Below are 26,080 nucleotides of genomic sequence, written 5' to 3'. Positions count from 1 at the left end.
AAACTCTGTTTTAATTAATGATGAATAAATCTGTTAGCGTAAAAGTATATCATGGATATGGACATACACATAATTTGGTTGTATATGGTCATGTTTTTAAACGCAAGGCCAAAACTAATCAGGTTTATAGCAATAGTTTTTTGGTAAATATTATTCATTTACTTAAACTCTTTGTTTTAAAGCCTTTTCCTTTTATACAAGTAAGACTTTTGTTTTTTGACCAAATCATTTATAATAAAACCGAAGCGGATGGCTTTTTTAAGTTCGAATGGGAAGCCACTCAAGATGTTCCTGCAGGCTGGCACAATGTTATTGTTGAAGCAGTTGATGAAAATGGAAAAGTTTTAAATTCTGGTGAAGGGAAAATTTATGTCCCGCACATTACGCAGTATGCTTTTATATCCGACGTGGACGACACCATTATGATTTCGCATTCGGCAACAATTGGACGGCGGTTGAGAGAGCTTTTTATCAAAAATCCACATACGCGAAAAACCTTTCCCGATGCCGGAAGTCATTATCAGCAGTTGGCATTGTCTCATACCAAACCTAACCAACCAAATCCATTTTTTTATGTAAGTAGCAGTGAGTGGAATTTGTATGATTACCTTTTAGAAACTTTCAGATTTAATAAATTACCAGATGGTGCTTTTCTGCTTAATACCCTAAAGCGATGGAAAGACTTAATTAAAACAGGAAAAACCGGGCATGAGGGAAAATTGCTTAGGGTGATGAGAATTCTGGATGCTTTCCCAAACCAGAAGTTTATTTTCTTTGGCGATAACTCGCAGCAAGACCCGCATATTTATTCGATTATTGCAGAAAAGTATCCAAAGAATATCGAAGCGGTATATATTAGAAACATTCGCCCCGAAAAGGAAGCAGAAACCAAAGCATTATTACAAAAAATTGAGTTGAAAAACATTCATAGCTGCCTTTTTAATGATAGCACTGAAGCCATTAAGCACTCAAAAAGTATTGGCTTAATTAGGTAACCAATTGTAGTCATTTTTTAAACAAGACTTAATTAATTTTTTTGATTTTCTATTTTAAATAAAGAAGATTTTTTCTATAATTTCAGCCCGATTAAAAGCCCCCTTCAGCTCAGCCAGTAGAGCAACTGACTTGTAATCAGTAGGTCATTGGTTAGATTTCGATAGGAGGCTCTTTTTAATTAAGATTGTAGGTATTTTAGTTTGATTTTTCTGCTACAAATAAATACTCCCCCTTCAAAATCTAATAGCCTTTATCAGCATTTTCATTCGTAAATCTAAAACTGTAGATTCGCTTTATGTCAACATATTTTTCAGCTGATTGGATTTTTCCTGTTTCTAGTCCACCATTAAAGAATGGTATTGTAGAGGTTAACTCAGAAGGTGAAATTATAGCAGTTTTGCCGGAAGAACAGGGAGGAAATCTTAATATTGAAAAACTGAAAGGTGCAATTGTTCCAGGATTCATTAACACACACTGCCATTTAGAATTATCACATTTATTAGGTAAAATCCCCAATCATACGGGTTTGGTAGATTTTGTTAAACAGATAATTACTGGCAGACAGGCAGATAATGATGAAATTAAATCATCTATGCAAAATGCTGATAAAGAAATGTTTACCAATGGAATAGTTGCAGTTGGAGATATCTCCAATCAAATTTTTTCAAGAGAAATTAAGCAAAAGAGTAAAATATACTACCACACCTTTGTAGAAGCAATGGGTTTTAATCCACAAAGGGCTAAAGCTATAATGGATTATGCAATTGGTATAAAGAACGAGTTTTTTCCTTTGCCGGCTTCTGTTGTTCCACATGCTCCATATTCAGTTTCTCCAGAACTTTTTAAGTTAATTAACGAAAAGGCTGAAAGCGATGAAGCATTTGTTAGCATTCATAATCAGGAAACAGTAGAAGAAAACTCGTTTTTTACTGATAAAACTGGTGGTTTTTTAGAACTCTATAAATTTCTTGCTTTAGATATTGGCTTCTTCCAACCAAGCGAAAAATCATCATTACAAACCTGGTTGCCTAATATAAAAAACCAAAAGTTACTATTGGTGCATAACACGGTTTCAAGTAAAGAAGATATTGAATTTGCATTACAAAATCATCAGAATTTATATTGGTGTATTTGTCCGAAAGCCAATTTATACATCGAGGATACATTACCAGATGTAAATTTATGGATGCAAAAAGACCTGAAAATAACCATAGGTACGGATAGCCTGGCAAGTAATAACCAACTTAATATTTTAGCTGAAATGAAAACTTTGCAACAGCATAAAAATATCGGTTTTGAAAAATTATTGCAATGGGCCACGATTAACGGGGCAGAATTTTTAGGCTTAGATAAGCAATTCGGAACAATTGAGGTTGGTAAAAAACCTGGTTTAAACTTGGTTTCACTATCAAAAGATTTTGCGATTGAAAATGATGTTGTAACAAAATTAGTTTAAGGATTTATGATGGTAACTATTGTTCAATAATAAGTTTTATGTATTTTTGAGTATATGGGAACATTAATAGTACATCCTGAAAATAAAGAGCAACTATCTGCGCTTAAAGCTTTTATGAAAGCCTTCAATATTGCATTTGAAGAAAATAAGTATCCATATAATGCTGATTTTAATAATAAGATGAAAATTAGTAAACAGCAAGCAAAAGATGGTAAAACCGTTAAGGTTAGTTTGGATGAAATATGGAAATAGAGTTTACTCTAGTTGCATTAGAAGATTTAAAATACTTTAAAAAATCTGGAAATAATTCTATTTTAAAAAGGGTTAGATTACTCCTAGAAGATATTCAAATGAACCCTTTTACTGGAATTGGTAAACCTGAAGCACTAAAATACGAACAATCGGGCAATTGGTCTAGAAGAATTAACCAAGAGCATCGTTTAATTTACGAAGTAAAATCCAAGATTATTATTATTTATTCTCTTCGTGGGCATTATAGAAAATAAAATCTGATGCTGAACCCAATCTGTAAACTTTTTAAGATAGAATACCCGATTATTCAAGCTGGTATGGTTTGGTGTAGCGGATGGAAACTTGCTTCTGCAGTTTCAAATGCTGGTGGTTTAGGCATCATTGGTGCAGGTTCTATGTATCCAGAAGTTTTAAGATTGCATATTCAAAAATGTAAACTCGCAACCGATAAGCCTTTTGCAGTTAATATTCCTTTATTGTATCCAAATATTAACGAAATAATTGATGTTGTAATTCAAGAAGAAGTGGAAATTATTTTTACTTCGGCAGGTAATCCGGCTACTTGGACAAGCATTTTGAAAGATAAAGGCATTACAGTTGTTCATGTTATTGCAAATACAAAGTTTGCATTGAAGGCACAAGAAGCCGGGGTTGATGCTATTGTTGCAGAGGGTTTTGAAGCAGGTGGACATAACGGCAGAGAAGAAACCACAACAATGTGCTTAATCCCAATGATAAAAGATGCGGTAAAAATTCCGGTTATCGCCGCTGGCGGAATAGGAAGCGGAAAATCTATGTTGGCCGCTTTTGTCCTTGGTGCTGATGCCGTTCAAATTGGTTCAGCTTTTGCCGTGGCAGAGGAATCATCTGCTCATCCTGCATTTAAAAATAGAATTATTTCATCCGCCGAAGGCGATACCAAGTTGGCAATGAAAAAGCTCGTTCCGGTAAGGTTACTCAAAAATGAGTTTGCTGATGCGGTTGCAAGTGCAGAGGCAGAAGGCGCAAGCCGAATTCAATTATCAGAATTGCTTGGTAAGGCAAGAGCAAAATTAGGAATGTTTGAGGGCGATATGGAAAATGGAGAACTAGAAATTGGGCAGATATCAGCCATGCTGAAAGAAATTAAACCAGCAAAACAGATTCTGAATGAGATTTTGGAAGAATTTCTTCTGGAGAAAACACGAATCTCTAATTTTAATTTCTTTTAAAATTTATAATATATGAATACAAAATATTTAATGATTTCTAGCAGTATCTTTTTAGCTTTAGTAGGAATCTCATGCGCTTTTGCTCCTGAGGAAATTTTAAAATATGGAGGTCTTGCAAGTATTGAATTATTAGCAATTATGATTCAAATGCTTGGTGCGCTTTTTCTAGGCTTTGCCATTTTAAACTGGACGGCAAAATCAAATCTAATTGGAGGAATTTACAGCAAACCAGTTTCACTCGGAAACTTTTTACATTTTATTGTTGGCGCTATAACACTCGCAAAATACTTTTCAAAACACCTTGAATCTACTTTTCTTCTAATTCCATTAACAATTTATACAATATTTGCCATTGCGTTTGGTTTAGTTTCTTTTGGACGAAACGAGTTTAAAAAGCAATCCTAACATCAACCAAAAAAACTAACTTTGTCTAATTATGAAACATCTCAATATTACTATTACCGGAAAAGTTCAGGGCGTTGGCTTTAGAGAAACTACTAAAATTATTGCCAATCAGATGATGGTTCAAGGGTATGTGAGAAACGAAAAAGATGGTTCGGTTTACATTGAAGCAGAGGGTGAAGATATTTTTCTCGAAGAGTTTGTAAACTGGTGCCATGAGGGGCCTGATCGCTCTCGTGTAGAAAATGTTTCGGTAACCGAAGGCGAAGTGAAAAACTATCGTAATTTTGAAGTCTTTAAAAAGTAGCAAGCATTTAGTGTCAATTAGCAAAACAGCTATTATTGTGCTAATCTTGATACCTGATATTTTTATCTTGATACTAAATGTCTGTATATAAAAAGTTTCTTGGGCAAACAATGGTTTATGGTATCAGTACTGTTTTCTCAAGGCTGTTCAATTTTATCCTAACTCCAATATATACTTCAGTATATAAAAAGGGTGTTTACGGTATATTTACTAATATGTATGCCAATGCTTCTATAATCAATGCTATTTTAGCTTTTGGAATGGAAAGCACCTATTTCAGGTATCTAAATAAATACGAAGATAAAAGGCAGCAAGTTTATAATAATTCATTTTTTTGTATCGCATTTATTTCTATACTTTTTTTAATAACAGGCTTAACTTTTTCTTCCTCAATAGCAGGTTATTTAGCAAATAAACCTAATGAAATATCAGATTACGGGCATTATGTAAGCTTTTTTTTATGGATTTTGTTTGTTGATGCTATTTGCGTTATTCCTTTTGCAAAGCTTCGTGCAGATGGCAGACCTTTTAAATACAGCGTTGCTAAATTCTTAAATATTGGTTGCTTTGTTGGTTTTAATTTAATATTCCTTTTTGTATTGCCTTCAATAATTAAACATAATTGGATTGGTGCCAGCTGGATTAATTCATGGTACAGATACCAATGGATTGGTTACGTTTTTTTGTCAAACCTCATTGCTTCGATTGCTACATTGTTATATCTTTTTCCAGAGTTTCTTAAACTGCAATTGCGTTTTGACAAAAAACTTTTTAAAGATATGTTCTCTTACAGCTGGCCAATTCTAGTTGCGAATTTATCTTTTATCGTAAATGAAAATTTAGATAAAATTGTGCTTCAAAAGTTGCTACCACTCGAAATAGCTGATGGTGAAGTTGGTATTTATGGCGCTGTATGTAAAATTGCAATCTTTTTAAGTCTATTTATCACCGCTTTTAGATTAGGGGCAGAACCATTTTTTTTTAATCATGCAAAAGAAGTAAATGCAAAAAATACGTACGCTACAATTTTAAAATATTTTGTAATTGCCTTATCTGTTCTTTTTGTAGGTATTATAGCGAACATAGAACTTTTAAAGTTCTTCATTCGAAAGGAAGAATATTGGGTTGGTTTGCCAGCAGTACCTTATTTGTTGGCAGGTTATGTTTGTCTTGGCATTTACATGAATTTATCTATCTGGTATCGCCTATCAGATCAAACTCGCTTTGGCTTATATATTTCTTTAGCTGGTGCAGTAATTACAATCATTTTAAATATTGTACTTATCCCCAAGTATAGCTACATGGGGTCCGCTTGGGTAAGTATGCTCGCTTATTTTGTGATGATGGTTTTGTCTTACATTCTCGGTCAAAAATATTATCCTATTCCTTATAATTTAAAAAGAATTTTAATCTATTTAATCATTTCAACAATTATTGTATTCTCTTCATTTTTTCTTTTCGATAGAAATATTTACATTGGAAATGGGATGTTGATCGTTTTTGTTGTGGCAATTGCATACTTCGAAAAAGGGGATTTGATGAAAATGCTTAAAAGAAAAGATTGATTGAGAGAATGATTGATTGAGAGAATAGGTAGATCGAGAGAATGAGAGAGTGATTGGGATGAGAGAATATATAAAACTCATTCATTCAAGATTAAAATAATCTTATGGCTTAAGTTCATTCATTCATTCAAAACTCACTCATTCAAAATTAATAATCGTATCGCTTAAATTCACTCATTCAAAACTCACGCATTCAAAATTCAATATTATGATTAAAGGATATATTTTTCTTGCTGTTTTAGCCCTTGGCTGTAAAGCTTTTGCGCAAGTCATTCCTGCGCAAAACTCGAATCGCGATAGCAATATGATAAAACAGATATTTTTTGCTGGTTTGAAAGAAAAAATATCTGATAATTATTTAGCTGCATCAAACAATTTCACCAAAATTGTAAGTGTAGATTCTGCTAATCATGCAGCCTATTTCGAACTGGCAAATGCAAGTCTACGCTTGGATAAATTTGCTGAAGCAGAACAGAATATTAAAAAAGCCGTTAAATTAAGTCCTGATAATAAATGGTATCTGAGACTTCAGGCCGAAGTTTATAAGCGCACCAATAAAATACCCCAGCTGATAGATGTTTTTAATCAGTTAATTCGAATTGAGCCAGATAATGATGGGTATTATTTTGATAAGGCAAATGCTCAGTTTATTTTTAATCAGCCTGAAGAAGCAAAAAAAACTTACGATGCCATTGAAAAGAAATTTGGTGAATCAAGAGAGTTAGCAAATGCCAAAAGACGATTTCAGCAGAATGGTAATCCAAGCGAGAGCGATATTGTAAAATTGTTAGAAGGCAGTCAGGCTGACTTAAAAAACTATTTATATGCAGCTGGTTTGTTATTGCAAAAAGGTAATGATACCGAAGCTTTAAAGGTTTTAATGAAGGCCCAAAGCCTGGAGCCAAATAATTTTGACGTTAATTTGGGCTTAGCTGATGTTTATCGAAAACAAAAAAATGATGAAATGGCTTTTGCTTCCTTAAAACTAGCATTCGAAAGCCCAGAGATGCCAATTGATGAAAAAGTAAAAATTATTGCTGCACTATTTTCCAAAATTCAGCAGCCTGTTGTAGCCAAAAATGTAACAGAGTTAAGTAAAGGTTTGGCTGAAAAAAATCCTGCTGATGCAAAAGTTTTAGCACTATATGGCGATGTTTTATATCAGCAAAATAAATTAAATGATGCTTTAATACAATATCAGGCGGCATTAAAAATTAATGAGCAAGTATATGTGGTTTGGGAGCAAGTCATAAATATTCAAACTTTGCTTGGGCATTATGCCGAAGCCATTAAATTTGGTGATGAAGCATTAACCATCTATCCCAATCAAGCGGGCTTATATTACTACATGGCTTATGCATTATTTAAAACTGCAAAATACGATTCGGCTTTAAATAATTTAAAAACTGTGCAACAATTGGATGCTGACAATAAAGCTTTACAAGCCCAGGTTTATGCCTTACAGGGCGACATTTATATCAACCAAAACAATTTTCCTTTAGCAAAAACTGCATTTGAAAAGGCAATTTCAACTGAGCCAGATAATTACCTTATCATGAATAATTATGCATATTATCTAGCACTTAAAAATGATGATTTGAGTAAAGCAGCTCAATATGCAGAAAAGGCGGCTCAAGCAATGCCAGAAAACTCATCTGTTACAGATACTTACGCCTTTATATTATTTAAGCAGCAAAAATATACTTTGGCACAAACTTGGATAGAAAAGGCATTGCAAAACAATAGCAGTAAAAACGGTGTTTATCTGGAGCGATATGGAGATATTCTTTTCATGAAAGGTGATAAAGATGCTGCATTAATTCAATGGCAAAAAGCAAAAGAAGCTGGTAATGGCTCAGAAGTATTAAATAAGAAGATAAATGAAAAGAAATATTTTAAATAGCCTGTTTATTTTGGGTGTGTTAGGTTTATCAACATCATGTAAATCTAAAAAAGTAATTGTTGAAACTCCCCCTGCTAAAACAGAAACTAAAGTTGATAATACAAAAGCAGAGGCATTAAACTTGCTAAATAGTAAGCAATTAAAATTTAACACCCTTTCTTTAAAAGCAAAAGCTACGCTTGATATTTCTGGTGATGCCAATGACGTTACCATGAACTTTCGTATGAAAGACAAGGAAACCATTTGGGTAAGTATTACCGCATTAGGTGGGATGGCTGAAGTGGCCAGAGCTTTAATAACGCCTGATAGTATTAAAATTCAAAACAAGCTAAAAAGCGAATATTTAAAAAAGCCATTTAGCTACATTTATAATTTTACCAATAAACAAGTTAACTTTAATACGCTACAGGCTGTTTTAACTGGCAATGCAATGGGCGAATTTTTGACAGATAAATCGGATGTTAAGCAAGAAAATGGTGTGTATGCTGTATCTGGTGCTAAAGAAAATTTAGATTATAAATTGCTTTTTAATACACTTTTTAAAGTTGCAGAAACCAATCTTAATGATGCTAAAAGTGGCCAGGCTTTAAAAGTTAACTATACCGATTATCAGAAACTGAATGAATCATTGTTTCCTGGTGCCTTAAAGATAAATACCCTTTCGGGAGCTAAAAAAATAAATATCGATTTACAGTATGTTAAAATTGATGGCAATGTTCCTGTCGATTTTCCGTTTACTGTACCAAAAAGATATACTTTAGTAAAATAACTTTATTTTAAACCTCGCTAGTTCATAGCTTGAAAAGTTATTCTTTAGCAAGGACAGCATGAAGATTAAGTGAAGATTCTTCCTTACTTAGCAATTGTATCTCAGGTATATCAATTTTAATATATTTTACTGCAAAATTTTTATACTTTTGGCTTAATGAAGGTACACAAACTCGTATTTATCCTGTTTTTTAGTTTATTTGCACTTTCGGTATCGGCTCAAACTGCAAATGAACTTAGAAGAAAAAAAGAAGCAATACAGCGTGATATTGAACAACTTCAAAAGAGCCTTAATAAAACAGCAAGTGGTAAAAAACTTACTTTGCAGCAAATTAACGTAATAAATACTCAAATTAGATTACGCCAGGATAAAATCGGAGCAATTAACTCAGAAATAAAAAATCTGGATAGTCAAATCTCTCAGAACACAAATACCGTACATACTTTGCAAGGTCAGTTAGGTGATCTTAAAAAAGAATATGCAGGCATGATTCGCTTTGCACAGCGAAACAGAAACTCATATGATAAAATGATGTTTATTTTCGCTGCAAGGGATTTTAATCAGGCTTATAAAAGAATTAAATACTTACAGCAGTTTAGTCAATACCGTAAGAAACAAGCTGGTTATATTGAGAATACTCAACAAGATTTAAACGGAAAAATCAAAGTTCTGGATAGGACGTTGAAAGAGAAAAGTGATTTGTTAAAAGAGCAGGAGCGTGAGAGAGAACGTTTGGGTAAAGATAAAAGCCAACAATCTGCTGTTTTAAATAGCCTTAGCAAGCAGGAGAAAACCTTTAAACAGGATATCGCTTCGAAGAAAAAACAACAGGCTCAAATAGATAGAGCAATTAGGGCGGCCATACAAAGAGCTATCGAAGAGGCGAGAAGGAAAGCCGCGGAAGAAGCTCGAATTGCAGCGGCAAAAGCCGCAGCAGAAGCAAAGGCTGAAGCAGCAAAAGCTAAAGCAGAGAATAGACCAGCGCCTGTTGCTGCTCCGGTAGCTAAAGCCAAAACAAATAGCGAGGCACTTACTGCAACCCCCGAATCGGCAAAACTATCAGAAGGATTTGAAAGCAATAGAGGAAGGTTGCCTTGGCCGGTAGCTACTGGTCAAATAACTGAAAGATTTGGGATGCACAAAGTAGATCAGGCATCATATACAAACAATGGTGTTGATATAACAACTGCACCAGGTACATCAGTTAGAGCTGTGTTTTCAGGTAAGGTTATTAAAGTTGATTATATACAGGGGAGAGCCGTAGTAATTATTATGCACGGTGATTATTTCACAATATATCAGAATTTGAGGGATGTTAAAGTATCTACAGGAAGCACTGTAGAAACAAAACAAGTACTGGGGGCAGTTGCAACTACTGGTGATGATGCAATTCTTAAATTTCAGATATGGCGGGGTAGCTCTATTTTAAACCCCGAGGCTTGGATTAGTAAATAAATTGAAGACAGTTTATAAATGTTTATATTTGTATAAAATAAATTAGTGATGTATCAAGGCACGTTATTAGAGTTTTTAAATATGGGTGGATCTGAGATCGTACTCATTTTAGTAGTTGTTCTTTTGTTGTTTGGAGGTAAGAAATTACCTGAATTAGCAAGAGGCTTGGGTAAAGGAATTAGAGAGTTTAAAGATGCTTCTGATGGTGTAAAGCGTGAAATTCATAGGAATATTAACGCCATGGATTTGGATAAAGAAGATGCAGACCAAACTGTAGCAAACAATAATGAACGTCATCACCCAACTGAAACACCTATTGTTGATCCAAATGCACCAGTTGTTGCAGCCGATGAGCATACAGAAGCTGCAAATGTACCCTATCCACAAAGCACTCCCATCGACGATAAAATAGTAACTGACAGTCAAAAAGTTTAAACAAAAAAGTTATGTTAAATACAACAATAGCAGCAATGCTTGGAACACCAGAAATAATCATTATTGCAGTAGTGGTATTGTTATTATTTGGTGGTAAAAAAATTCCTGAACTTATGCGTGGTTTAGGCAAAGGTGTTAAAGAATTTAAAGATGGTAAAGATGGTGTTGATGGAGAACAAGTTGATCCATCTAACCGTGATAAAACCGTTTAATAATAGTTTTAAGTTTTGAAGAAATACAGTTCTCTAAAAGGGATACAAGCGCTCATTTCGCAAAAGCAACTCACATTACCCGATTTATTGGCTTATTATTTTAAGCAAATTGAAGATAACAAACACCTCAATGCATTTAATGAGGTGTTTTTTTATTCGGCAGAAGTTCAGGCGAAATCAGTACAGCAAAAAATAGAAAATGGTACAGCAGGTAAACTTGCTGGTATGGTTATCGGCATTAAAGATAATATTTGCTATAAAGATCACATCGTAACAGCATCTTCAAAAATGCTTGATGGCTTTGTTTCTCCATATTCTTCAACTGTGGTAGAACGTTTATTGCAGGAAGATGCCGTAATTATCGGCCGCTTAAACTGTGATGAATTTGCGATGGGCGGTTCTAACGAAACATCATATTTCGGAGCGGTAAAAAATGCGGCAAATCCAGATTTAGTGCCTGGTGGTTCTTCTGGAGGGTCTGCCGTCGCTGTTCAGGCAGACATGTGTTTAGCTGCATTAGGTACCGATACAGGTGGTTCGGTAAGGCAGCCAGCTGCATTTTGCGGACAAATCGGTTTAAAACCAACTTACGGAAGGATTTCAAGATATGGTGTAATTGCTTACGCTTCCTCTTTTGATCAAGTAGGTCCAATTATTTCATCAGTAGAAGATGCCGCTTTACTTTTAGAAGTTTTAGCCGGGGCTGATGATAGCGACTCTACGGTTTCAGTATTAGATGTTCCTAATTATTCTGCTCATTTAAATCAATTTAAGCCAAAAAAAATAGCTGTTTTAAAAGAAACAATTGAGAGCGAAGCATTAGATGCTGAAATTAAATCTGCGATTTTAAAATCAATAGAAGATTTAAAAAGTAAAGGGCATACAGTTGAATATGTTTCTTTTGATTTGTTGGATTATCTTGTTCCGGCATATTACATTTTAACCACAGCAGAAGCATCTTCAAATCTCTCCCGTTATGATGGCGTACATTATGGGCATCGTAATATGGAGGCAAAATCATTGACAGAACTTTATAAATTATCTCGAGCAGAAGGTTTTGGTGATGAAGTAAAGCGCAGAATTCTTCTAGGAACCTTTGTTTTAAGTGCTGGATATTACGATGCGTATTATCAAAAAGCACAGCAGGTACGTAGGTTAATCAGAGAAAAAGTTGATCAATTATTTCAGGATTATGATTTAATTTTATCACCTGTGGCACCAACGCCTCCATTTAAAATCGGCGATAATATGCAAGATCCTTTGGTTATGTACATGGCCGATATTTTTACAGTTTTGCCATCATTAAGTGGTAATCCGGCTATTGCTTTGCCGATAGGCAATAATTCAGCGGGCTTACCGTTAAGTATTCAGTTTATAGCCAAACATTTTGAGGAAGAACAGTTACTCGCTTTTTCTCAGGCATTTTTATCATAAGTCGTCATTGCGAGTTACGAAGCAATCTTTTGCTAAAGATTGAAATTATGGTTTGTGATGACACAAGCCATAGCAACGGGAATAACTAATGCTGACAAAACCAATTAGCCCATGATTAAAAAATTACTTTTTACTTCAATTTGTGCTTTAACCGGATTATTTTCCTCTTCATTTGCACAGCAAATTTTAAAAGCCGATAGCCTTTACAAACAATCAAACAATATTTTCATTAACAACGATACGGTGACTGTGCCGCTTGCTATTGAAAATCCGCTGTTGCTGAACCAGAATTACATTTATAAACTTCGTTTAGACTCTATTACCAGGTCGGTGCCTTTACCACATAATGAATATGTGCAGCAATACATCGATATTTATGCAAAGCGTAAAGATATGTTTGGCAAAATGATGGGTTTGTCGAATTACTATTTCCCAATTTTTGATAAGGCCTTAAAAGATTATAACATTCCTCAGGAAATAAAGTATTTAACCATTGTAGAGTCTCAAATGAATCCGCAAGCGGTTTCTAGAGTAGGTGCAACAGGTATTTGGCAGTTTATGTTTGGTACCGGCAAAGCTTACGGATTAAAGATGGATAATTTTGTTGATGAACGTAAAGATCCGGTTCAGGCAAGTTATGCTGCCGCTGCTTATTTTCGTGATGCATTTGAAGAACTGGGCGATTGGTTATTAGCCATTGCAGCCTATAACTGTGGCAAAGGAAATGTTACCAGAGCCATTGATAAAGCTGGTTCGAGAGATTTTTGGGTTATCAGACCATATTTACCAAAGGAAACAAGAAATTATGTGCCTGCTTTTATTGCTGCAGTTTATGTGATGAATTATTCGAACAAACACCAGATTACAGAACAAGCCTGCAACTTGTTTTTGAAAACAGATACCATGCAGGTAAATCATTTTGTATCGTTATCTGCATTAGCGAAAGTTTTAAATGTAGAAGATGAATCGCTTTTTGCATTAAATCCATCATACAAGAAAAAAATTATTAATGGAACAGCTGATATGCCCAAAAGATTGGTGTTACCCAAAATGAAAGGCGCTGATTTAGCTGGTTTGTATGATGTGCTTAATAATGAAGATTTAGATAACAAAATGCAAGTTATTCAAGCCCATACAGATGATATTCGTGAATTGCGTAAAAGAAAACCTTCAACCATAGTTGCTTCTTCAGTTGTTTACCACAAGGTATCTTCAGGTCAGAATTTAAATGCAGTTGCCGATAAATATGGTATAGAAGTACAAGATTTAAAAGTTTGGAATAATTTAAAAACCAAAACCATTGTACCAGGACAAAAGCTAAAAATTTATACCAGTAAACGCACTGTTTACAAAGCTCCGGCTTCATATCTAAGCTACAAAGTTAAACGTGGCGATACACTTTCTGAAATTGCCGAAAAATTTGAAGGTGCTACCGTTCAAAACATCAAGAGAGATAACAGGTTAGCAAGAGCTGGTTTGCAAGTTGGTATGGTTTTGAAAATTAGTAAGGGGTAAATTAAAACTGATTTTTTTATTATCAATATTAATTTATTCGTCATGAATTTTACTAAAGGATCTTAACCATTCTGCAACTCTTCTATTTTAGTTGCTAAATTTATTCTTTCTAAATATCATCATAACACACTTGAAGAAGGTAATAAAATTTAAGAAGTATAATAGCTTATCATTTTTCGATTGGAAATTTTTTTTCAGCTATTTGGCTTTTTTTTCTTAATTATATTGTTCTTTTTTATAGTTTTTAATTTCTCATATTTTGGAATGCTTTGGCGATCACTTCAAAAATCGGCGAAGACAAAAGGCGAAATCATAGAAAGGAGAGAGATTATAAATAATATTCAAACCAAAACTAATGGAAATGTATCACATTTGGAATTTCTTCAATTTAAATATTCATTTACTGTGAATGGTATTATCCACACAGATTCTTGCTTCTTGAAATATTCTTTTATAAATGCTAATGAATTACAACGAATTCGGAAACAAAAATTACCAGTATTAGTCGAAATCAGGTATAATCCATACAACTTAAAAGAAAGTATGTTATGGATACCTTAAAATTTAAATACAATATCGTCTTTAATTCTAGCGATACGCTTTCAGAAATTGCAAAGAAGTTTGATGGCGTAATGATTTAGAATATCAAAATAGTTTACAGTTTCAAGATTTTATCAGCCATAATGCAAGATATCAATCAGTAAAATAAAAATTTTTCATTAGTTGGTTTGTGTTTTATATTTATTTGTTTAATACTTTTAAGTTGTAACCTCGAAGCCAGTAGGAAAGACATTGAAGCCGAGCTACAAGGAAAATGGAGAGGCGAATGGATTTCTAAAACCTTAAAAGATACAACCGTTGTTAAAACTACTTTGAAAATTGATAAAAATGTTTTTTATTATAACATGGGCGGCCATACCGGTTCTAATAAAATAAGAATGTTTATAAATCCTATAAATGGTGATACACTTATTGAAAGGAAGCATTTTATGAATTCCTTACTTACTGAATCAGGTTATATGAAATACCATCGATTAAGTAAAAATGAAATTAGGCTTTATTTTGTCTTTAAGATGAATGATAAACAATTTATTAATGATAATTTAGCAGGCTATTACATGAAACGAGTTGAGTAAAGATGTTTTTTAAAAAATAATTCTAAATACTTTCCGAATTTGTCTTATTGATTTGGACTTAAATTTGATTCTACCTAAATCTAAATAATGTCTTTCAAAATATTTCTAGTTTTTCTTTTGATTTTACCAGTTGCCCTTTTAGCTCAAGTCAACAAAGTAAAGCACAATTCCAAAGCATTTGCTTTAAATACCAAGGCTTTTAAGTTACTCATGACTTCTAGTGCAAGAGACAATATACTTAATCGTCAAATTATTAAGATTCTTGATAGCGCTACAATTATTGAGCCTACATACAATTCTGCTTACTCAAACAAACTCAGACCTTTGCTAAGTTTAAAAAAGTACAATTCTGCAATATCAGTTGTAAATCGAATGATTTTGAATAATCCTGAAGATCTCAATTCGTATATTAAATTAGGCGTTATTTACGAAAGCTATCTGAAAAAAAGGAATTTAGCTATTCCATATTATAAAAAATCATACGATTTAGCATTGAAAAATGTTGCTCAGCACAGGCGAAAAAATTCGTATTATGATGAGGTTGTTGCCTATATGCTTATGTTTTATAAGGGTAAAGTTGTGGCAATAGAATATCTAAATAAGATTTCATCTTATTATAGTGATACAAAATCTAAGAAGCAAATTGAAGCGTTACAAAAGCTTATAGAATCTTTTATGGATGATTCAGAGAGTAAAAAGAATGTATTCAACAGCATTAGCACATTATAATAATATTTCTGCAATTAAATATAAAAAATTCAACTCGAGCACAAAAACTTTTTTCACCCACTTTATTCATTTTCTTATTTATTTCAACCCACCATAAAAGAATTGTACCTTTGTGTCGTCACTATTTAGTTACAATTAATGAGTAATAAAAACAGAAAGCAAGATGCGCTTGATTACCACTCGCAAGGGCGGCCGGGAAAGATACAAGTAGTTCCAACAAAACCAACAAATTCTCAACGCGATTTAACACTGGCTTATTCGCCTGGTGTTGCCGAACCTTGTTTAAGAATAGCAGAAAATAAAGAAGATGTTTATAAATATACTGCAAAAGGGAATCTGGTTGCAGTAATTAGCAATGGCACAGCGGTTTTAGGTCTTGGCGATATTGGTCCTGAGGCGGGTAAACCGGTAATGGAAGGAAAAGGTTTGCTCTTTAAAATCTTTGCTGATATTGATGTATTCGATTTAGAATTAGACACCAAAAATGTGGATGATTTTGTAAAAATCGTTAAGGCTTTAGAGCCAACATTTGGTGGTGTTAACTTAGAAGATATTAAAGCGCCAGAATGTTTCGAAATCGAGCGGCGGTTAAAGCAGGAAATGAATATTCCTGTAATGCACGATGACCAACACGGAACAGCAATTATTTCTGGTGCAGCATTATTGAATGCATGCGAAATCCAGAAGAAAAAAATTGATAAAATTAAAGTTGTAGTAAGTGGAGCAGGTGCCGCTGCGGTGTCGTGTTCTAAAATGTATTTATCGCTTGGTGTAAAGCGGGAGAACCTGGTGATGTTCGATATTAATGGACTAATCGATATTCACCGTACCGATTTGGATGAAATGCGAATGAGTTTCGCGACTTTCAGAACAGATATTAAAACCATTGGCGATGCCATGAAAGGTGCTGATGTTTTCATTGGTCTATCTGCCGGTAACGTTATCCAGCCAGAAATGTTGGTTGGTATGGCAAAAAATCCAATTGTTTTTGCAATGGCAAATCCTAATCCGGAAATTGCTTACGAACTGGCGGTTAAAACCCGCAAAGATTTAATTATGGCTACAGGTCGTTCTGATTATCCGAATCAGGTGAATAATGTTTTGGGTTTTCCTTATATTTTTCGTGGTGCTTTAGATGTTCGTGCAACCAGTATAAACGAGGCTATGAAAATTGCTGCCGTTAAAGCGATTGCTGAATTAGCTAAAAAATCTGTTCCTGAAGCAGTTAATCTTGCTTATAATGCCCGTAATTTGAAATTCGGCAGAGATTATATCATTCCAAAACCAGTCGATTTTAGGTTAATTACCGAAGTTTCTATCGCCGTAGCAAAGGCGGCCATAGAAAGCGGCGTTGCCAGAAAGGCCATTACCGATTGGGATGCATACAGCGAAGAACTTAGAAAACGCTTAGGTTTGGATGATGCAATTATGCGAGCCATTACCAACAAGGCCAAGTCAGATCCTAAATGCGTGGTTTTTGCTGAAGCGGATAACTATAAGATTTTGAAAGCAGCACAAATTGTTCGCGATGAAAAAATTGCAATTCCTATTCTTTTAGGCAATAAAGATAAAATACAAGCAATAATCGATTCGCATGCCTTAGAATTGGAAGGCGTTGAAATCATCGACCAGATGCAAGAGCCAGAAAAAACCAAAAAATACGCAAACGCACTTTATCAAAAGCGCCAGCGCAAGGGGATTTCGGAAAGAGATGCGATAAAACTATTACGAGACCGCAACTATTTCGGTGCGTCCATGGTCGAATTCGGAGAAGCCGATGCTATGATTTCTGGTTTAACCAAAGATTATGGATCCACAATAAAACCTGCTTTACATGTTATTGGTGCAGATCCAGCAGTTAAACGTGTTGCTGGTATGTATATGATGATGACTAAAAAAGGCCCTGTCTTTTTTGGTGATACAACTGTAAATGTAGATCCAACCGCCGAGGAATTAGTCGATATTACACTGTTGGTCGCAAAATCTGTTAAACAGTTTAACATAAAACCTCGTGTAGCTGTTCTTTCTTATTCTAACTTTGGCTCAAATGACGGTGTTGTGCCTGAAAAAGTTAGAAAAGCCGTGAGTATTCTTCATAAAGAACATCCCGATGTAGTTGTGGATGGAGAGATGCAGGGAAACTTTGCCATCAATAACGAATTATTAAAAGATAATTTTCCTTTCAGTACTTTAGCAAATGCACCTGCAAATACCTTAATATTTCCTAACTTAGAATCGGGTAATATTGCCTACAAATTATTGCAGGAATTAGGTGGTGCAGAAGCTGTAGGACCAATTTTATTAGGATTAAATAAACCTGTTCATATTGTTCAGTTGGGTAGTTCAGTACGCGAAATTGTTAACATGGTAACCATTGCTGTTGTAGATGTGCAGGCTAAAGAAGAATTGGCAGCTTCACAAAAAAAAGGGATATTCGGGAAAACATCAGTTAAAAAATAAATTGATTTTAGAGATTACAAATCTAAAATCGTAAATCTAGAATCGTAAATCAAATGTACGCCTATATCGATGGTAAATTAACTTTTAAAAACCCTGCTTATGTTGTGGTTGAAGCCGGAGGTATAGGCTATCATATTAATATTTCTTTAAATACTTACAGCGGCTTAGCTGATGCAGAACGTTGCAAGTTATATACCTGGTTACATGTTAAAGAAGATGCACATACTTTATACGGATTTGTAGATGAAGGCGAGCGTCGTTTATTTTTACACTTAATATCTGTTTCAGGTATTGGCCCGAATACAGGTAGAATGATATTATCTTCGATAACTCCTGTTGAAATACAAACTGCAATTGTGCAAGCAGATTATCCTTTAATTCAACGGATTAAAGGTCTTGGAGCTAAAACTGCCCAGCGTTTGGTTTTGGAATTACAGGATAAATTAAAAAAGGAAGGTGTAGATTCATTAATTTCTATGCCTCAACACAATACCGTTAAAGATGAAGCGTTATCTGCATTAGTGATGCTTGGTTTCGCCAAACAAACAGCCGAAAAAACTATCGATCAGATTTTAAAAGTGACAGAAGGAACGCTTTCGGTAGAGCAACTAATTAAACAAGCTTTGAAAAACTTATAGATCTAACCGCCTTTGAAGAGAATATTTACCCTACTCATTCTCATCCCACTTTTATTTGCCGCTAAATACGCCTCATCCCAGGTTGTTACAGGCAGAGCCGATACCGCTTTGTTAAAAAATAACTTTAGCTTACGCGAAAAACAATTACTTGGCTTAAGTCCAACAACTAATCCTTTTTACCCTTTACCTAATGGTATTAAAAGGGTAGTTGAATATGATGCAAAAAATAAACGTTATATCATTAAGGATCTTGTTGGCGATAAATATGTTACCAATACTCAATACTTAACTGTTGATGAATATCAAAGGCTGGTTAACAGCGAAATAAAAAGGAATAATTGGCGAAGCATTTCTAATGCCGAAGTAAGCGATTTTCGTAACACAGGAATAATTCCTCAAATACAGATTAACAGCAAAGCATTCGAGAAACTATTTGGCGGAACAACTATCGATATTCAACCACGTGGCGAGGCGGAACTTACTTTTTTAGGTCGGATAAATAAAAACGAAAACCCACTTTTTAACGAGCGTCAACGCGTTCAAACTAATTTTGATTTTAATCAGCGTATTCAAATGGATTTGGTTGGGAACATTGGTACTAAGCTTAAAATTAAGAGTAATTATAATACCGAAGCACAGTTCGATTTCGAAAATCAAATTAAATTAGATTATACAGGCGGGCCAGACGATATAATAAAAAAAATTGAAGCTGGTAATGTAAGTTTGCCCCTAAATACGAGTTTGATTACTGGAACGCAGGCGTTATTTGGTTTAAAAACTCAATTACAATTTGGTAAATTAAATATAACGAGTGTTTACACGCAACAAAAATCTCAATCGCGTGAGATAAAGATTACGAATGGTGCTCAATCTAATGAGTTTCGCTTAAGCGCCGATAACTATGAGGGTAACCGACATTACTTTTTAGCACAATATTTCCGTAATAATTATAACAAAAATCTGGCAAACGCTCCGATAATCACTTCTCCAATTCAAATTACCAAAATTGAGGTTTGGATAACCAATAAAGCCGGAAGCACAACAGATTCAAGAGATGTATTGGGTTTTCTTGACTTGGGTGAAAATGTGCCGTATAATACAGCGCTGATAACAGGAGGCAGTTCTGCATTACCTGGTGGTACTACTGCAACAGGTTTTCCTCAACAATCGAATAACTTATTGCAAAATTTGCCGGCAGGTGCAAGATTTACCAATTCTAACGATGTAATTTCTTATTTTCAGGCTAACGGTGCTACAGATAACTTTGCCAAACTTACTTACGCAAGGAAATTAACGGATAGGGAGTTTACTTTCCAACCTCAGCTTGGTTACATTTCTTTAAATAATGCTTTAAATTCTGATGAAGTTTTAGCTGTTGCTTATCGATATACTTATAATGGTGTTGAATACCAGGTTGGAGAATTTTCTACTGATGTTACTTTCGATGCAACCAATCCGAAGGTTTTATATGCGAAATTATTAAAAAATGAAACCACAAAGATTAACCTGCCGACCTGGGATTTAATGATGAAAAACATCTATTCTATAGGTGGTTATCAAATTAGCAGTCAAAATTTTAGATTAGATATTTACCGAATAGATAATGAAAGTGGTGTAGAAAACCCAGTAATGACCGAAGGTCAAAATACGGCAAATAAGCAATGGATTAATCTGGTCGAATTTGATAGGTTAAATCAGCAAAATGAAAGAAGATCGGATGGTGTTTTCGACTTTGTTCCTGCAAATAATGCGTTTGGTTCTGCTTCAAACTCTTATACAGCAAATAGTAGTAGCACCTTTGGCTCTAACTTATCCAGCTCTGGTCTGGCTTCATTAATTACCAATACCAACACCGGATATATTACGATAGACCCTGCTAATGGTCGGATTATCTTCCCCAATATAGAACCTTTTGGTAAAGATTTAGCTGCTAAATTTACACCAGGAGAACAGGCTTTAATTGATAAATATACTTTTACTGCTTTATACGATTCGACTCAACTTATTGCCAAGCAACTTTTTCAAAACAAAAACAGGTACATCATTAAGGGTAATTATCAATCAGATGTATCGTCAGAATTCAGTTTAAATGCAATTAATGTTCCTGAAGGCTCGGTTAAAGTTTTTGCAGGTACGATGCCTTTAACTGAAGGTGTAGATTTTACAGTAGATTACCAGGGTGGAAGAGTAAGCATAATCAATCAGGCTTTATTAATATCTGGCCAGCCAATTAGAATCACAACAGAAAATAATGAGCTTTTTGGACTACAGCAACGGTCTCTTTTCGGAACCCGATTAGATTATCGCGTAAACAATAAATTAAATTTTGGCGGTACAATTATGAATCTTACTGAGAAACCCCTCACTCAAAAGGTAAATCTCGGTGAAGAACCAATTTCAAATACCATTTGGGGTGCAGATGTTAATTACAGCTCACCATCAAGATTTTTAACCAAACTCGTAGATAAACTCCCTTTTATATCTACAAAAGCACCTTCGAGTGTTACCTTTTATGGTGAATATGCCCAATTAATTCCTGGGCATCCAAGGGCTTTAGATTTTGCAGGAAGTAAAAATGGTGTAAGTTATTTAGATGATTTTGAAGCATCACGATCGGTTATTGATTTAAAAAGTGCAATTTCCTGGCAGTTATCAGGAACACCACAAATGTTTTCAGAATCGCAGCTGGTTAATGATTTGACTTATGGTTATAATCGGGCAAGGGTTGCTTTCTACAATATCGACCCAACCTTCTATAATTCTGCGGCATCAACAACGCCTGCCAACATTCGTAATAACAGAAATGAGCTATCTAATAATTATGTTAGAGAGGTTATAGAGCAAGAAGTTTTTCCTTTCAAACAAACCGCAACTGGTCAGGCTTTAAATATTACAACGCTTGATGTCGCATATTATCCAACTATTCGAGGGCCTTACAATTTTCGTACAGCAGGTTTTAACCGTGATGGGACTCTGCTAAATCCCCGAAATAATTGGGCGGGTTTTCAACGCAAAATAGAAACCAACGATTTTGAAGCGCTAAATATTGGCTTCATTGAGTTTTGGGTAATGGATCCGTTTATAAATAAAACCAACTCTATTGGTGGCGATTTATATTTTAATCTTGGTAACATATCAGAAGATATTTTAAAGGATGGCAGAAAATCTTTAGAAAACGGTTTGCCTGCAACCGATGACCCAACAAAGTATGATGAAACAAGCTGGGGTCGTATACCAAAATTGCAGCCGGTTGTTCAGGCATTTGATAATAGTCCGGATGCACGTAAGGCTCAGGATGTTGGTTTAGACGGATTATCAAATGAGAATGAAAGAGCAAAATTCGCAGCAGCCATAAATACGATTAAAGCTCAGTTAAGTCCTGCTGCAGCAGCTTTAATTGATTCCGATCCATCATCGGATGACTATACTTATTTCAGAGGCCCACTCTTAGATCAGGCAAATGCAGGTATATTAAAGCGTTACGAAAAGTATAACGGTACAGAGGGGAACTCTAAAACTTCGCAGCAATCGCAAGATGAATTGGGTATTGAAAACTCGGCATCAACATCATTGCCAGATGGCGAAGATATCAACCGCGATAACAACATGACTCAAAGTGATGAGTATTTTCAGTATAAAGTATCTGTTCGTCCGGGTGATTTAACTGTCCGACAAAATTTCATTACTGATAAAGTTACATCTCAGGTTAAATTGGCTAATGGAAATACACAGGCCGTTTCATGGTATCAGTTCAGAATCCCTATTGGTGAGTATCAGCAAAGGGTTGGTAACATTCAGGATTTTAAATCCATCCGGTTTTTAAGAATGTTTATGACAAATTTCGCAGATACTACAATAATGCGTTTTGCGAAATTACAATTGATAAGAGGAGAGTGGCGAGAATATAATACAAAAAATACTGCTGATCAGGTAATTGTCGATCCATCATTGCCTGCTTTAACGCCTGATAATTCTACCATTGAGGTTTCAACAGTAAACATTGAAGAAAATGGAAAACGATCACCAATTCCTTACGTTACACCTCCAGGAATTATACGTGAGCGAGATTATAGTAATTACCGAGGCGATACACGTTTAAACGAGCAGTCTTTATCGGTTACAGTAAAAACGTTAAGAGATGGGTATGGTCGTGCAGCTTTTAAAACGGCTTACAGCGATTTCCGTTCTTACAAACATTTGGAAATGTTTATTCACGCTGAAGCAATAAATAACCAATTACTAAATGATGGCGATGTTCAGGCATTTTTAAGGATCGGTACTGATAACCAGGATAATTATTACGAATATATTTTGCCACTAAAAATAACGTCTGCAGGAACAACTGATCCTGATGCGATCTGGCCTGAAGCAAACAGAATGGATATTGATTTATTATTGTTCCAAAATGCAAAACTTGCCCGGAATGTTGCAAAACAATCAAATGGACAGCCCTGGCCAATTAATGTTCCTTTTACCTATACCGATGGAACGAGAACAATTGTGGTTAAAGGTCAGCCGGACATGAGTAAAGTTAGGGTTTACATGTTGGGTGTTAAAAATCCATTAAGGAGCCAGATTAATCCTGAAAGTGACGATGGATTGGATAAAAATGTATTGGTTTGGTTTAATGAGTTAAGATTAACAGAATTTGATGAACGTGGAGGTTGGGCTGCAACTGCCAGGTTAAATTTAAAACTTGCAGATTTTGCAGATGTCAATATCTCAGGCAGTAAATCAACAATTGGTTTTGGTTCTATCGATTCTAAAGTAAGTGAAAGAAACCGGGCGGATAATACACTTTTGGATGTTTCATCGGCTGTTGAGTTAGGCAAGTTCCTTCCGCAGAAATCGGGTGTGAAAATCCCAATGTATGTAAGTTATTCTAAGCAAATTGCCACACCACAGTACAATCCGAAAACACCAGATATAGAACTCAAAAATGCTTTAGATCAGGCAACTAAAGAGCAGAAAGATTCAATTTTAAATTTTGCCCAAGATTATACCGTTCGAAGGGGTATTAACTTTACCAATGTGCGTAAGGAACGTACAAATAATACCAAACCAGTTCGACTTTGGGATATAGAAAATTTTGCGGTAAGTTATGCTTACACTCAATATAACCACCGCGATTTTATCAATCAAAGCAGTATTCAGAATAACTACAGAGGATCTTTACAGTATAGCTACTCAAAAGAAGCCAAGAGTTTTGCTCCGTTTGAGAAGATTATAAAATCGAACATGCTGGCCATTTTGAGAGATTTTAACTTTAGTATTTTACCTAGTGCCATTAATTTCAGAGTTGATGTTGATCGCCTATATTCAGAAAATACGTTAAGAAATAATGATCCGAATAATTCCATTCCTGTTTATCAGAGTGGTTACGGTACAACATTTAATAAAAACTTTAGAATGAGCCGTATTTACGGTATCGCCTGGAATTTAACACGTTCTCTACAGTTAGATTTTAATGCAACCAATTATTCGATTATTGATGAGCCTGATGGCCGAATAGAAGGTTTAAAACGTGATACGGTCTGGGAAAATTTAAAGCGCTTGGGTCGCACAACAGATTACAATCACAATTTGAACGTAACTTATGCAGTACCAATAAATAAAATACCCGGCTTAAACTGGATAACTTTATTAACTAAATACGGAACAAACTTCAACTGGCAAACTGAACCACTATCAACACTTCGCGATCCGTATATAAACTTAGGCAACACGGTTCAAAATAGCAGAAACATACAAATTAATCCTACTTTAAACTTAACATCACTTTATAATAAGTTTGGGTTTGTTAGAAACGCTGGCAATAATCAGGAAGGTGGCAATGCTAAGAATTTCTTCATCAATCTACTAACCAGTTTAAAAAATGTTAACGTAAACTACGTGCAAACAAAAGGCACATTTTTACCGGGCTATTTACCTACAACAAGGTATTTAGGTATTGATAATATTACTGGTGCACCTGGACTTGGTTTTGTTTTTGGTAGTCAGCGTGATATCAGGGAAATGGCATTAAATAATGGATGGTTAACTACAGATACGCTCCAAACACAAATGTATGTAAATACCCTTCGTGAGGATTTTCAGCTTACCGGGCAACTGGAACCAATTAGAGATTTACGGATTACACTTCGTGCAAACAGGGCACAAACACAAAACTTTTCAACCAATTTCAGGTACGTGGCAAGCGTTTCATCTTTTGAAAATCTAAGTGCAATTACCACAGGAGATTACAGTATCTCATATATCGCTATAGGAACTGCATTTAAGGAGAATAATGCAAGTACTGTTTCTACTTTATACAATAGGTTTATGTCGAACAGGTTAATCATTTCGCAAAGGTTAGGTGCTCAAAATCCTAATTCAGCAGGTACCACAAATGGTTATGCAGATGGGTATGGTAAGGAAAGTCAGGATGTAGTTATTTCTGCGTTTCTTGCGGCATATTCGGGAAAAGATGCTGGAAGTTCGAAAATGAACTCATTTCCTAAAATACCTTTACCAAACTGGAGTTTAACATATAATGGTTTAACACGTATTCCTTTTATTGCCGATAGATTTTCATCAGTTGATATTAAACATGGTTATCGCTCTGCGTACAACATTAACGGTTACAACTCTTTATTGCGTTACCAGGAAAATGATGGTTTTGCAAGCAGTAGAGATGCAAATAATAACTTTTTACCTCAATTCCAGTTTGCTCAGGTAACGGTTTCAGAGTATTTCTCGCCTTTAATTGGTGTTGATACCAGATTGAAAAACAACGTTACAGCAACATTTGAGTTAAACCGTTCGCGATTATTAGGTTTAAGTTTATCAAATAGCCAGCTCGCTCAACTATCAGAAAATAATGTTGTATTAGGCTTGGGTTATCGCACCACAAAATTCAGATTTCCTTTTGGCTGGTTTAAAAGTTTAAAAATGGATAATAACATGGATTTTAAATTGGATGTTGCCATTAGAGATAATAAAACTGTGATTTATCGTGCCGATGTTGAAGAGGCAGAGGTTTCATCGGGTGCTAAAAACATTACATTGAGGCCGAGTGTTGATTATGTACTGAACCAGAAATTTAATATTAAACTATTTTACGATTCAAACATAACTAAACCTTACACATCGCAAAGTTTTAATACTTCGTTTAGTAATTTTGGATTTAGCCTTAGGTTTACTTTGAATTAGTGGGGACTTTTATA

20 protein-coding genes and 1 tRNA gene are annotated in these 26,080 nt (G+C 34.8%); all 21 read left to right on the top strand.

Features of this window, described 5'->3' with window-relative positions:
- Nucleotides 1-17 precede the first annotated feature (17 nt).
- Nucleotides 18-995, top strand: coding sequence for an App1 family protein phosphatidate phosphatase (locus IEV50_RS02345; RefSeq protein WP_229746591.1), 978 nt, complete (start codon nt 18-20; stop codon nt 993-995).
- Between the two features lie 97 nt (nt 996-1,092).
- Nucleotides 1,093-1,166: transfer RNA gene (locus IEV50_RS02340), tRNA-Thr, on the top strand.
- Between the two features lie 125 nt (nt 1,167-1,291).
- The gene (locus IEV50_RS02335) at nt 1,292-2,452 is read left to right on the top strand and encodes an amidohydrolase family protein (protein WP_188411630.1); all 1,161 of its coding nucleotides are present in this window, start codon (nt 1,292-1,294) and stop codon (nt 2,450-2,452) included.
- 54 nt (nt 2,453-2,506) lie between these two features.
- Entirely contained in the window at nt 2,507-2,704 is a 198-nt protein-coding gene (locus IEV50_RS02330) for a DUF2683 family protein (protein WP_123207486.1), read from the top strand.
- A complete protein-coding gene (locus IEV50_RS02325) occupies nt 2,695-2,958 on the top strand; it encodes a Txe/YoeB family addiction module toxin (RefSeq protein WP_188411629.1) in 264 nt (87 codons plus the stop codon). Before IEV50_RS02330 ends, IEV50_RS02325 begins: the two co-directional genes overlap by 10 nt.
- 6 nt (nt 2,959-2,964) lie before the next feature.
- Nucleotides 2,965-3,915, top strand: a complete 951-nt coding sequence (locus IEV50_RS02320; protein WP_188411628.1) for an NAD(P)H-dependent flavin oxidoreductase — start codon at nt 2,965-2,967, stop codon at nt 3,913-3,915.
- Nucleotides 3,916-3,927: 12 nt separating this feature from the next.
- Entirely contained in the window at nt 3,928-4,320 is a 393-nt protein-coding gene (locus IEV50_RS02315) for a hypothetical protein (RefSeq protein WP_188411627.1), read from the top strand.
- Nucleotides 4,321-4,351: 31 nt separating this feature from the next.
- Complete coding sequence (locus tag IEV50_RS02310; RefSeq protein WP_188411626.1) at nt 4,352-4,624, top strand: acylphosphatase; 273 nt, start codon at nt 4,352-4,354, stop codon at nt 4,622-4,624.
- A gap of 77 nt (nt 4,625-4,701) precedes the next feature.
- The gene (locus tag IEV50_RS02305; RefSeq protein ID WP_188411625.1) at nt 4,702-6,189 is read left to right on the top strand and encodes an oligosaccharide flippase family protein; all 1,488 of its coding nucleotides are present in this window, start codon (nt 4,702-4,704) and stop codon (nt 6,187-6,189) included.
- A 208-nt stretch (nt 6,190-6,397) separates the two neighbouring features.
- Nucleotides 6,398-8,092, top strand: coding sequence for a tetratricopeptide repeat protein (locus IEV50_RS02300; RefSeq protein ID WP_188411624.1), 1,695 nt, complete (start codon nt 6,398-6,400; stop codon nt 8,090-8,092).
- Entirely contained in the window at nt 8,070-8,861 is a 792-nt protein-coding gene (gene lolB1, locus IEV50_RS02295; protein ID WP_188411623.1) for a lipoprotein insertase outer membrane protein LolB1, read from the top strand. Before IEV50_RS02300 ends, lolB1 begins: the two co-directional genes overlap by 23 nt.
- Before the next feature lie 156 nt (nt 8,862-9,017).
- Nucleotides 9,018-10,316 carry a murein hydrolase activator EnvC family protein gene (locus IEV50_RS02290; protein ID WP_188411622.1) on the top strand — a complete coding sequence of 433 codons (1,299 nt, stop codon included), beginning with the start codon at nt 9,018-9,020 and terminating at the stop codon, nt 10,314-10,316.
- 48 nt (nt 10,317-10,364) lie between these two features.
- Nucleotides 10,365-10,751, top strand: coding sequence for a Sec-independent protein translocase subunit TatA/TatB (locus IEV50_RS02285; protein WP_188411621.1), 387 nt, complete (start codon nt 10,365-10,367; stop codon nt 10,749-10,751).
- An 11-nt stretch (nt 10,752-10,762) separates the two neighbouring features.
- A complete protein-coding gene (locus tag IEV50_RS02280; RefSeq protein WP_029287719.1) occupies nt 10,763-10,963 on the top strand; it encodes a Sec-independent protein translocase subunit TatA/TatB in 201 nt (66 codons plus the stop codon).
- A gap of 15 nt (nt 10,964-10,978) precedes the next feature.
- On the top strand, nt 10,979-12,397 hold the full coding sequence (gene gatA, locus IEV50_RS02275; protein ID WP_188411620.1) for an Asp-tRNA(Asn)/Glu-tRNA(Gln) amidotransferase subunit GatA: 1,419 nt from the start codon (nt 10,979-10,981) through the stop codon (nt 12,395-12,397).
- Between the two features lie 111 nt (nt 12,398-12,508).
- The gene (locus tag IEV50_RS02270; protein ID WP_188411619.1) at nt 12,509-13,912 is read left to right on the top strand and encodes a lytic transglycosylase domain-containing protein; all 1,404 of its coding nucleotides are present in this window, start codon (nt 12,509-12,511) and stop codon (nt 13,910-13,912) included.
- 728 nt (nt 13,913-14,640) lie between these two features.
- Entirely contained in the window at nt 14,641-15,048 is a 408-nt protein-coding gene (locus IEV50_RS02265; RefSeq protein WP_188411618.1) for a hypothetical protein, read from the top strand.
- A gap of 87 nt (nt 15,049-15,135) precedes the next feature.
- Nucleotides 15,136-15,777, top strand: coding sequence for a tetratricopeptide repeat protein (locus tag IEV50_RS02260; RefSeq protein WP_188411617.1), 642 nt, complete (start codon nt 15,136-15,138; stop codon nt 15,775-15,777).
- A 138-nt stretch (nt 15,778-15,915) separates the two neighbouring features.
- Nucleotides 15,916-18,237, top strand: a complete 2,322-nt coding sequence (locus tag IEV50_RS02255; RefSeq protein ID WP_188411616.1) for an NADP-dependent malic enzyme — start codon at nt 15,916-15,918, stop codon at nt 18,235-18,237.
- A gap of 53 nt (nt 18,238-18,290) precedes the next feature.
- On the top strand, nt 18,291-18,875 hold the full coding sequence (gene ruvA / locus IEV50_RS02250) for a Holliday junction branch migration protein RuvA (RefSeq protein ID WP_188411615.1): 585 nt from the start codon (nt 18,291-18,293) through the stop codon (nt 18,873-18,875).
- A gap of 12 nt (nt 18,876-18,887) precedes the next feature.
- Complete coding sequence (gene sov / locus IEV50_RS02245) at nt 18,888-26,066, top strand: T9SS outer membrane translocon Sov/SprA (RefSeq protein WP_188411614.1); 7,179 nt, start codon at nt 18,888-18,890, stop codon at nt 26,064-26,066.
- The last annotated feature ends 14 nt before the right edge of the window (nt 26,067-26,080 follow it).

The sequence above is a fragment of the Pedobacter mendelii genome (assembly GCF_014635725.1).
Lineage (GTDB): Bacteria > Bacteroidota > Bacteroidia > Sphingobacteriales > Sphingobacteriaceae > Pedobacter > Pedobacter mendelii.
The sequence above is the reverse complement of the archived record's forward strand: the minus strand, read 5'-3'. Positions and strand labels throughout refer to the sequence as shown.

What these genes read in the sequence shown, in the direction of transcription:
- IEV50_RS02255 (WP_188411616.1), top strand. Translation starts at nt 15,916, where the DNA reads ATGAGTAATAAAAACAGAAAGCAAGATGCGCTTGATTACCACTCGCAA.
- IEV50_RS02270 (WP_188411619.1), top strand. Translation starts at nt 12,509, where the DNA reads ATGATTAAAAAATTACTTTTTACTTCAATTTGTGCTTTAACCGGATTA.
- IEV50_RS02320 (WP_188411628.1), top strand. Translation starts at nt 2,965, where the DNA reads ATGCTGAACCCAATCTGTAAACTTTTTAAGATAGAATACCCGATTATT.
- lolB1 (WP_188411623.1), top strand. Translation starts at nt 8,070, where the DNA reads ATGAAAAGAAATATTTTAAATAGCCTGTTTATTTTGGGTGTGTTAGGT.
- IEV50_RS02310 (WP_188411626.1), top strand. Translation starts at nt 4,352, where the DNA reads ATGAAACATCTCAATATTACTATTACCGGAAAAGTTCAGGGCGTTGGC.
- IEV50_RS02305 (WP_188411625.1), top strand. Translation starts at nt 4,702, where the DNA reads ATGTCTGTATATAAAAAGTTTCTTGGGCAAACAATGGTTTATGGTATC.
- IEV50_RS02315 (WP_188411627.1), top strand. Translation starts at nt 3,928, where the DNA reads ATGAATACAAAATATTTAATGATTTCTAGCAGTATCTTTTTAGCTTTA.
- IEV50_RS02280 (WP_029287719.1), top strand. Translation starts at nt 10,763, where the DNA reads ATGTTAAATACAACAATAGCAGCAATGCTTGGAACACCAGAAATAATC.
- ruvA (WP_188411615.1), top strand. Translation starts at nt 18,291, where the DNA reads ATGTACGCCTATATCGATGGTAAATTAACTTTTAAAAACCCTGCTTAT.
- IEV50_RS02260 (WP_188411617.1), top strand. Translation starts at nt 15,136, where the DNA reads ATGTCTTTCAAAATATTTCTAGTTTTTCTTTTGATTTTACCAGTTGCC.
- IEV50_RS02290 (WP_188411622.1), top strand. Translation starts at nt 9,018, where the DNA reads ATGAAGGTACACAAACTCGTATTTATCCTGTTTTTTAGTTTATTTGCA.
- IEV50_RS02300 (WP_188411624.1), top strand. Translation starts at nt 6,398, where the DNA reads ATGATTAAAGGATATATTTTTCTTGCTGTTTTAGCCCTTGGCTGTAAA.
- IEV50_RS02325 (WP_188411629.1), top strand. Translation starts at nt 2,695, where the DNA reads ATGGAAATAGAGTTTACTCTAGTTGCATTAGAAGATTTAAAATACTTT.
- IEV50_RS02335 (WP_188411630.1), top strand. Translation starts at nt 1,292, where the DNA reads ATGTCAACATATTTTTCAGCTGATTGGATTTTTCCTGTTTCTAGTCCA.
- IEV50_RS02345 (WP_229746591.1), top strand. Translation starts at nt 18, where the DNA reads ATGATGAATAAATCTGTTAGCGTAAAAGTATATCATGGATATGGACAT.
- IEV50_RS02330 (WP_123207486.1), top strand. Translation starts at nt 2,507, where the DNA reads ATGGGAACATTAATAGTACATCCTGAAAATAAAGAGCAACTATCTGCG.
- IEV50_RS02285 (WP_188411621.1), top strand. Translation starts at nt 10,365, where the DNA reads ATGTATCAAGGCACGTTATTAGAGTTTTTAAATATGGGTGGATCTGAG.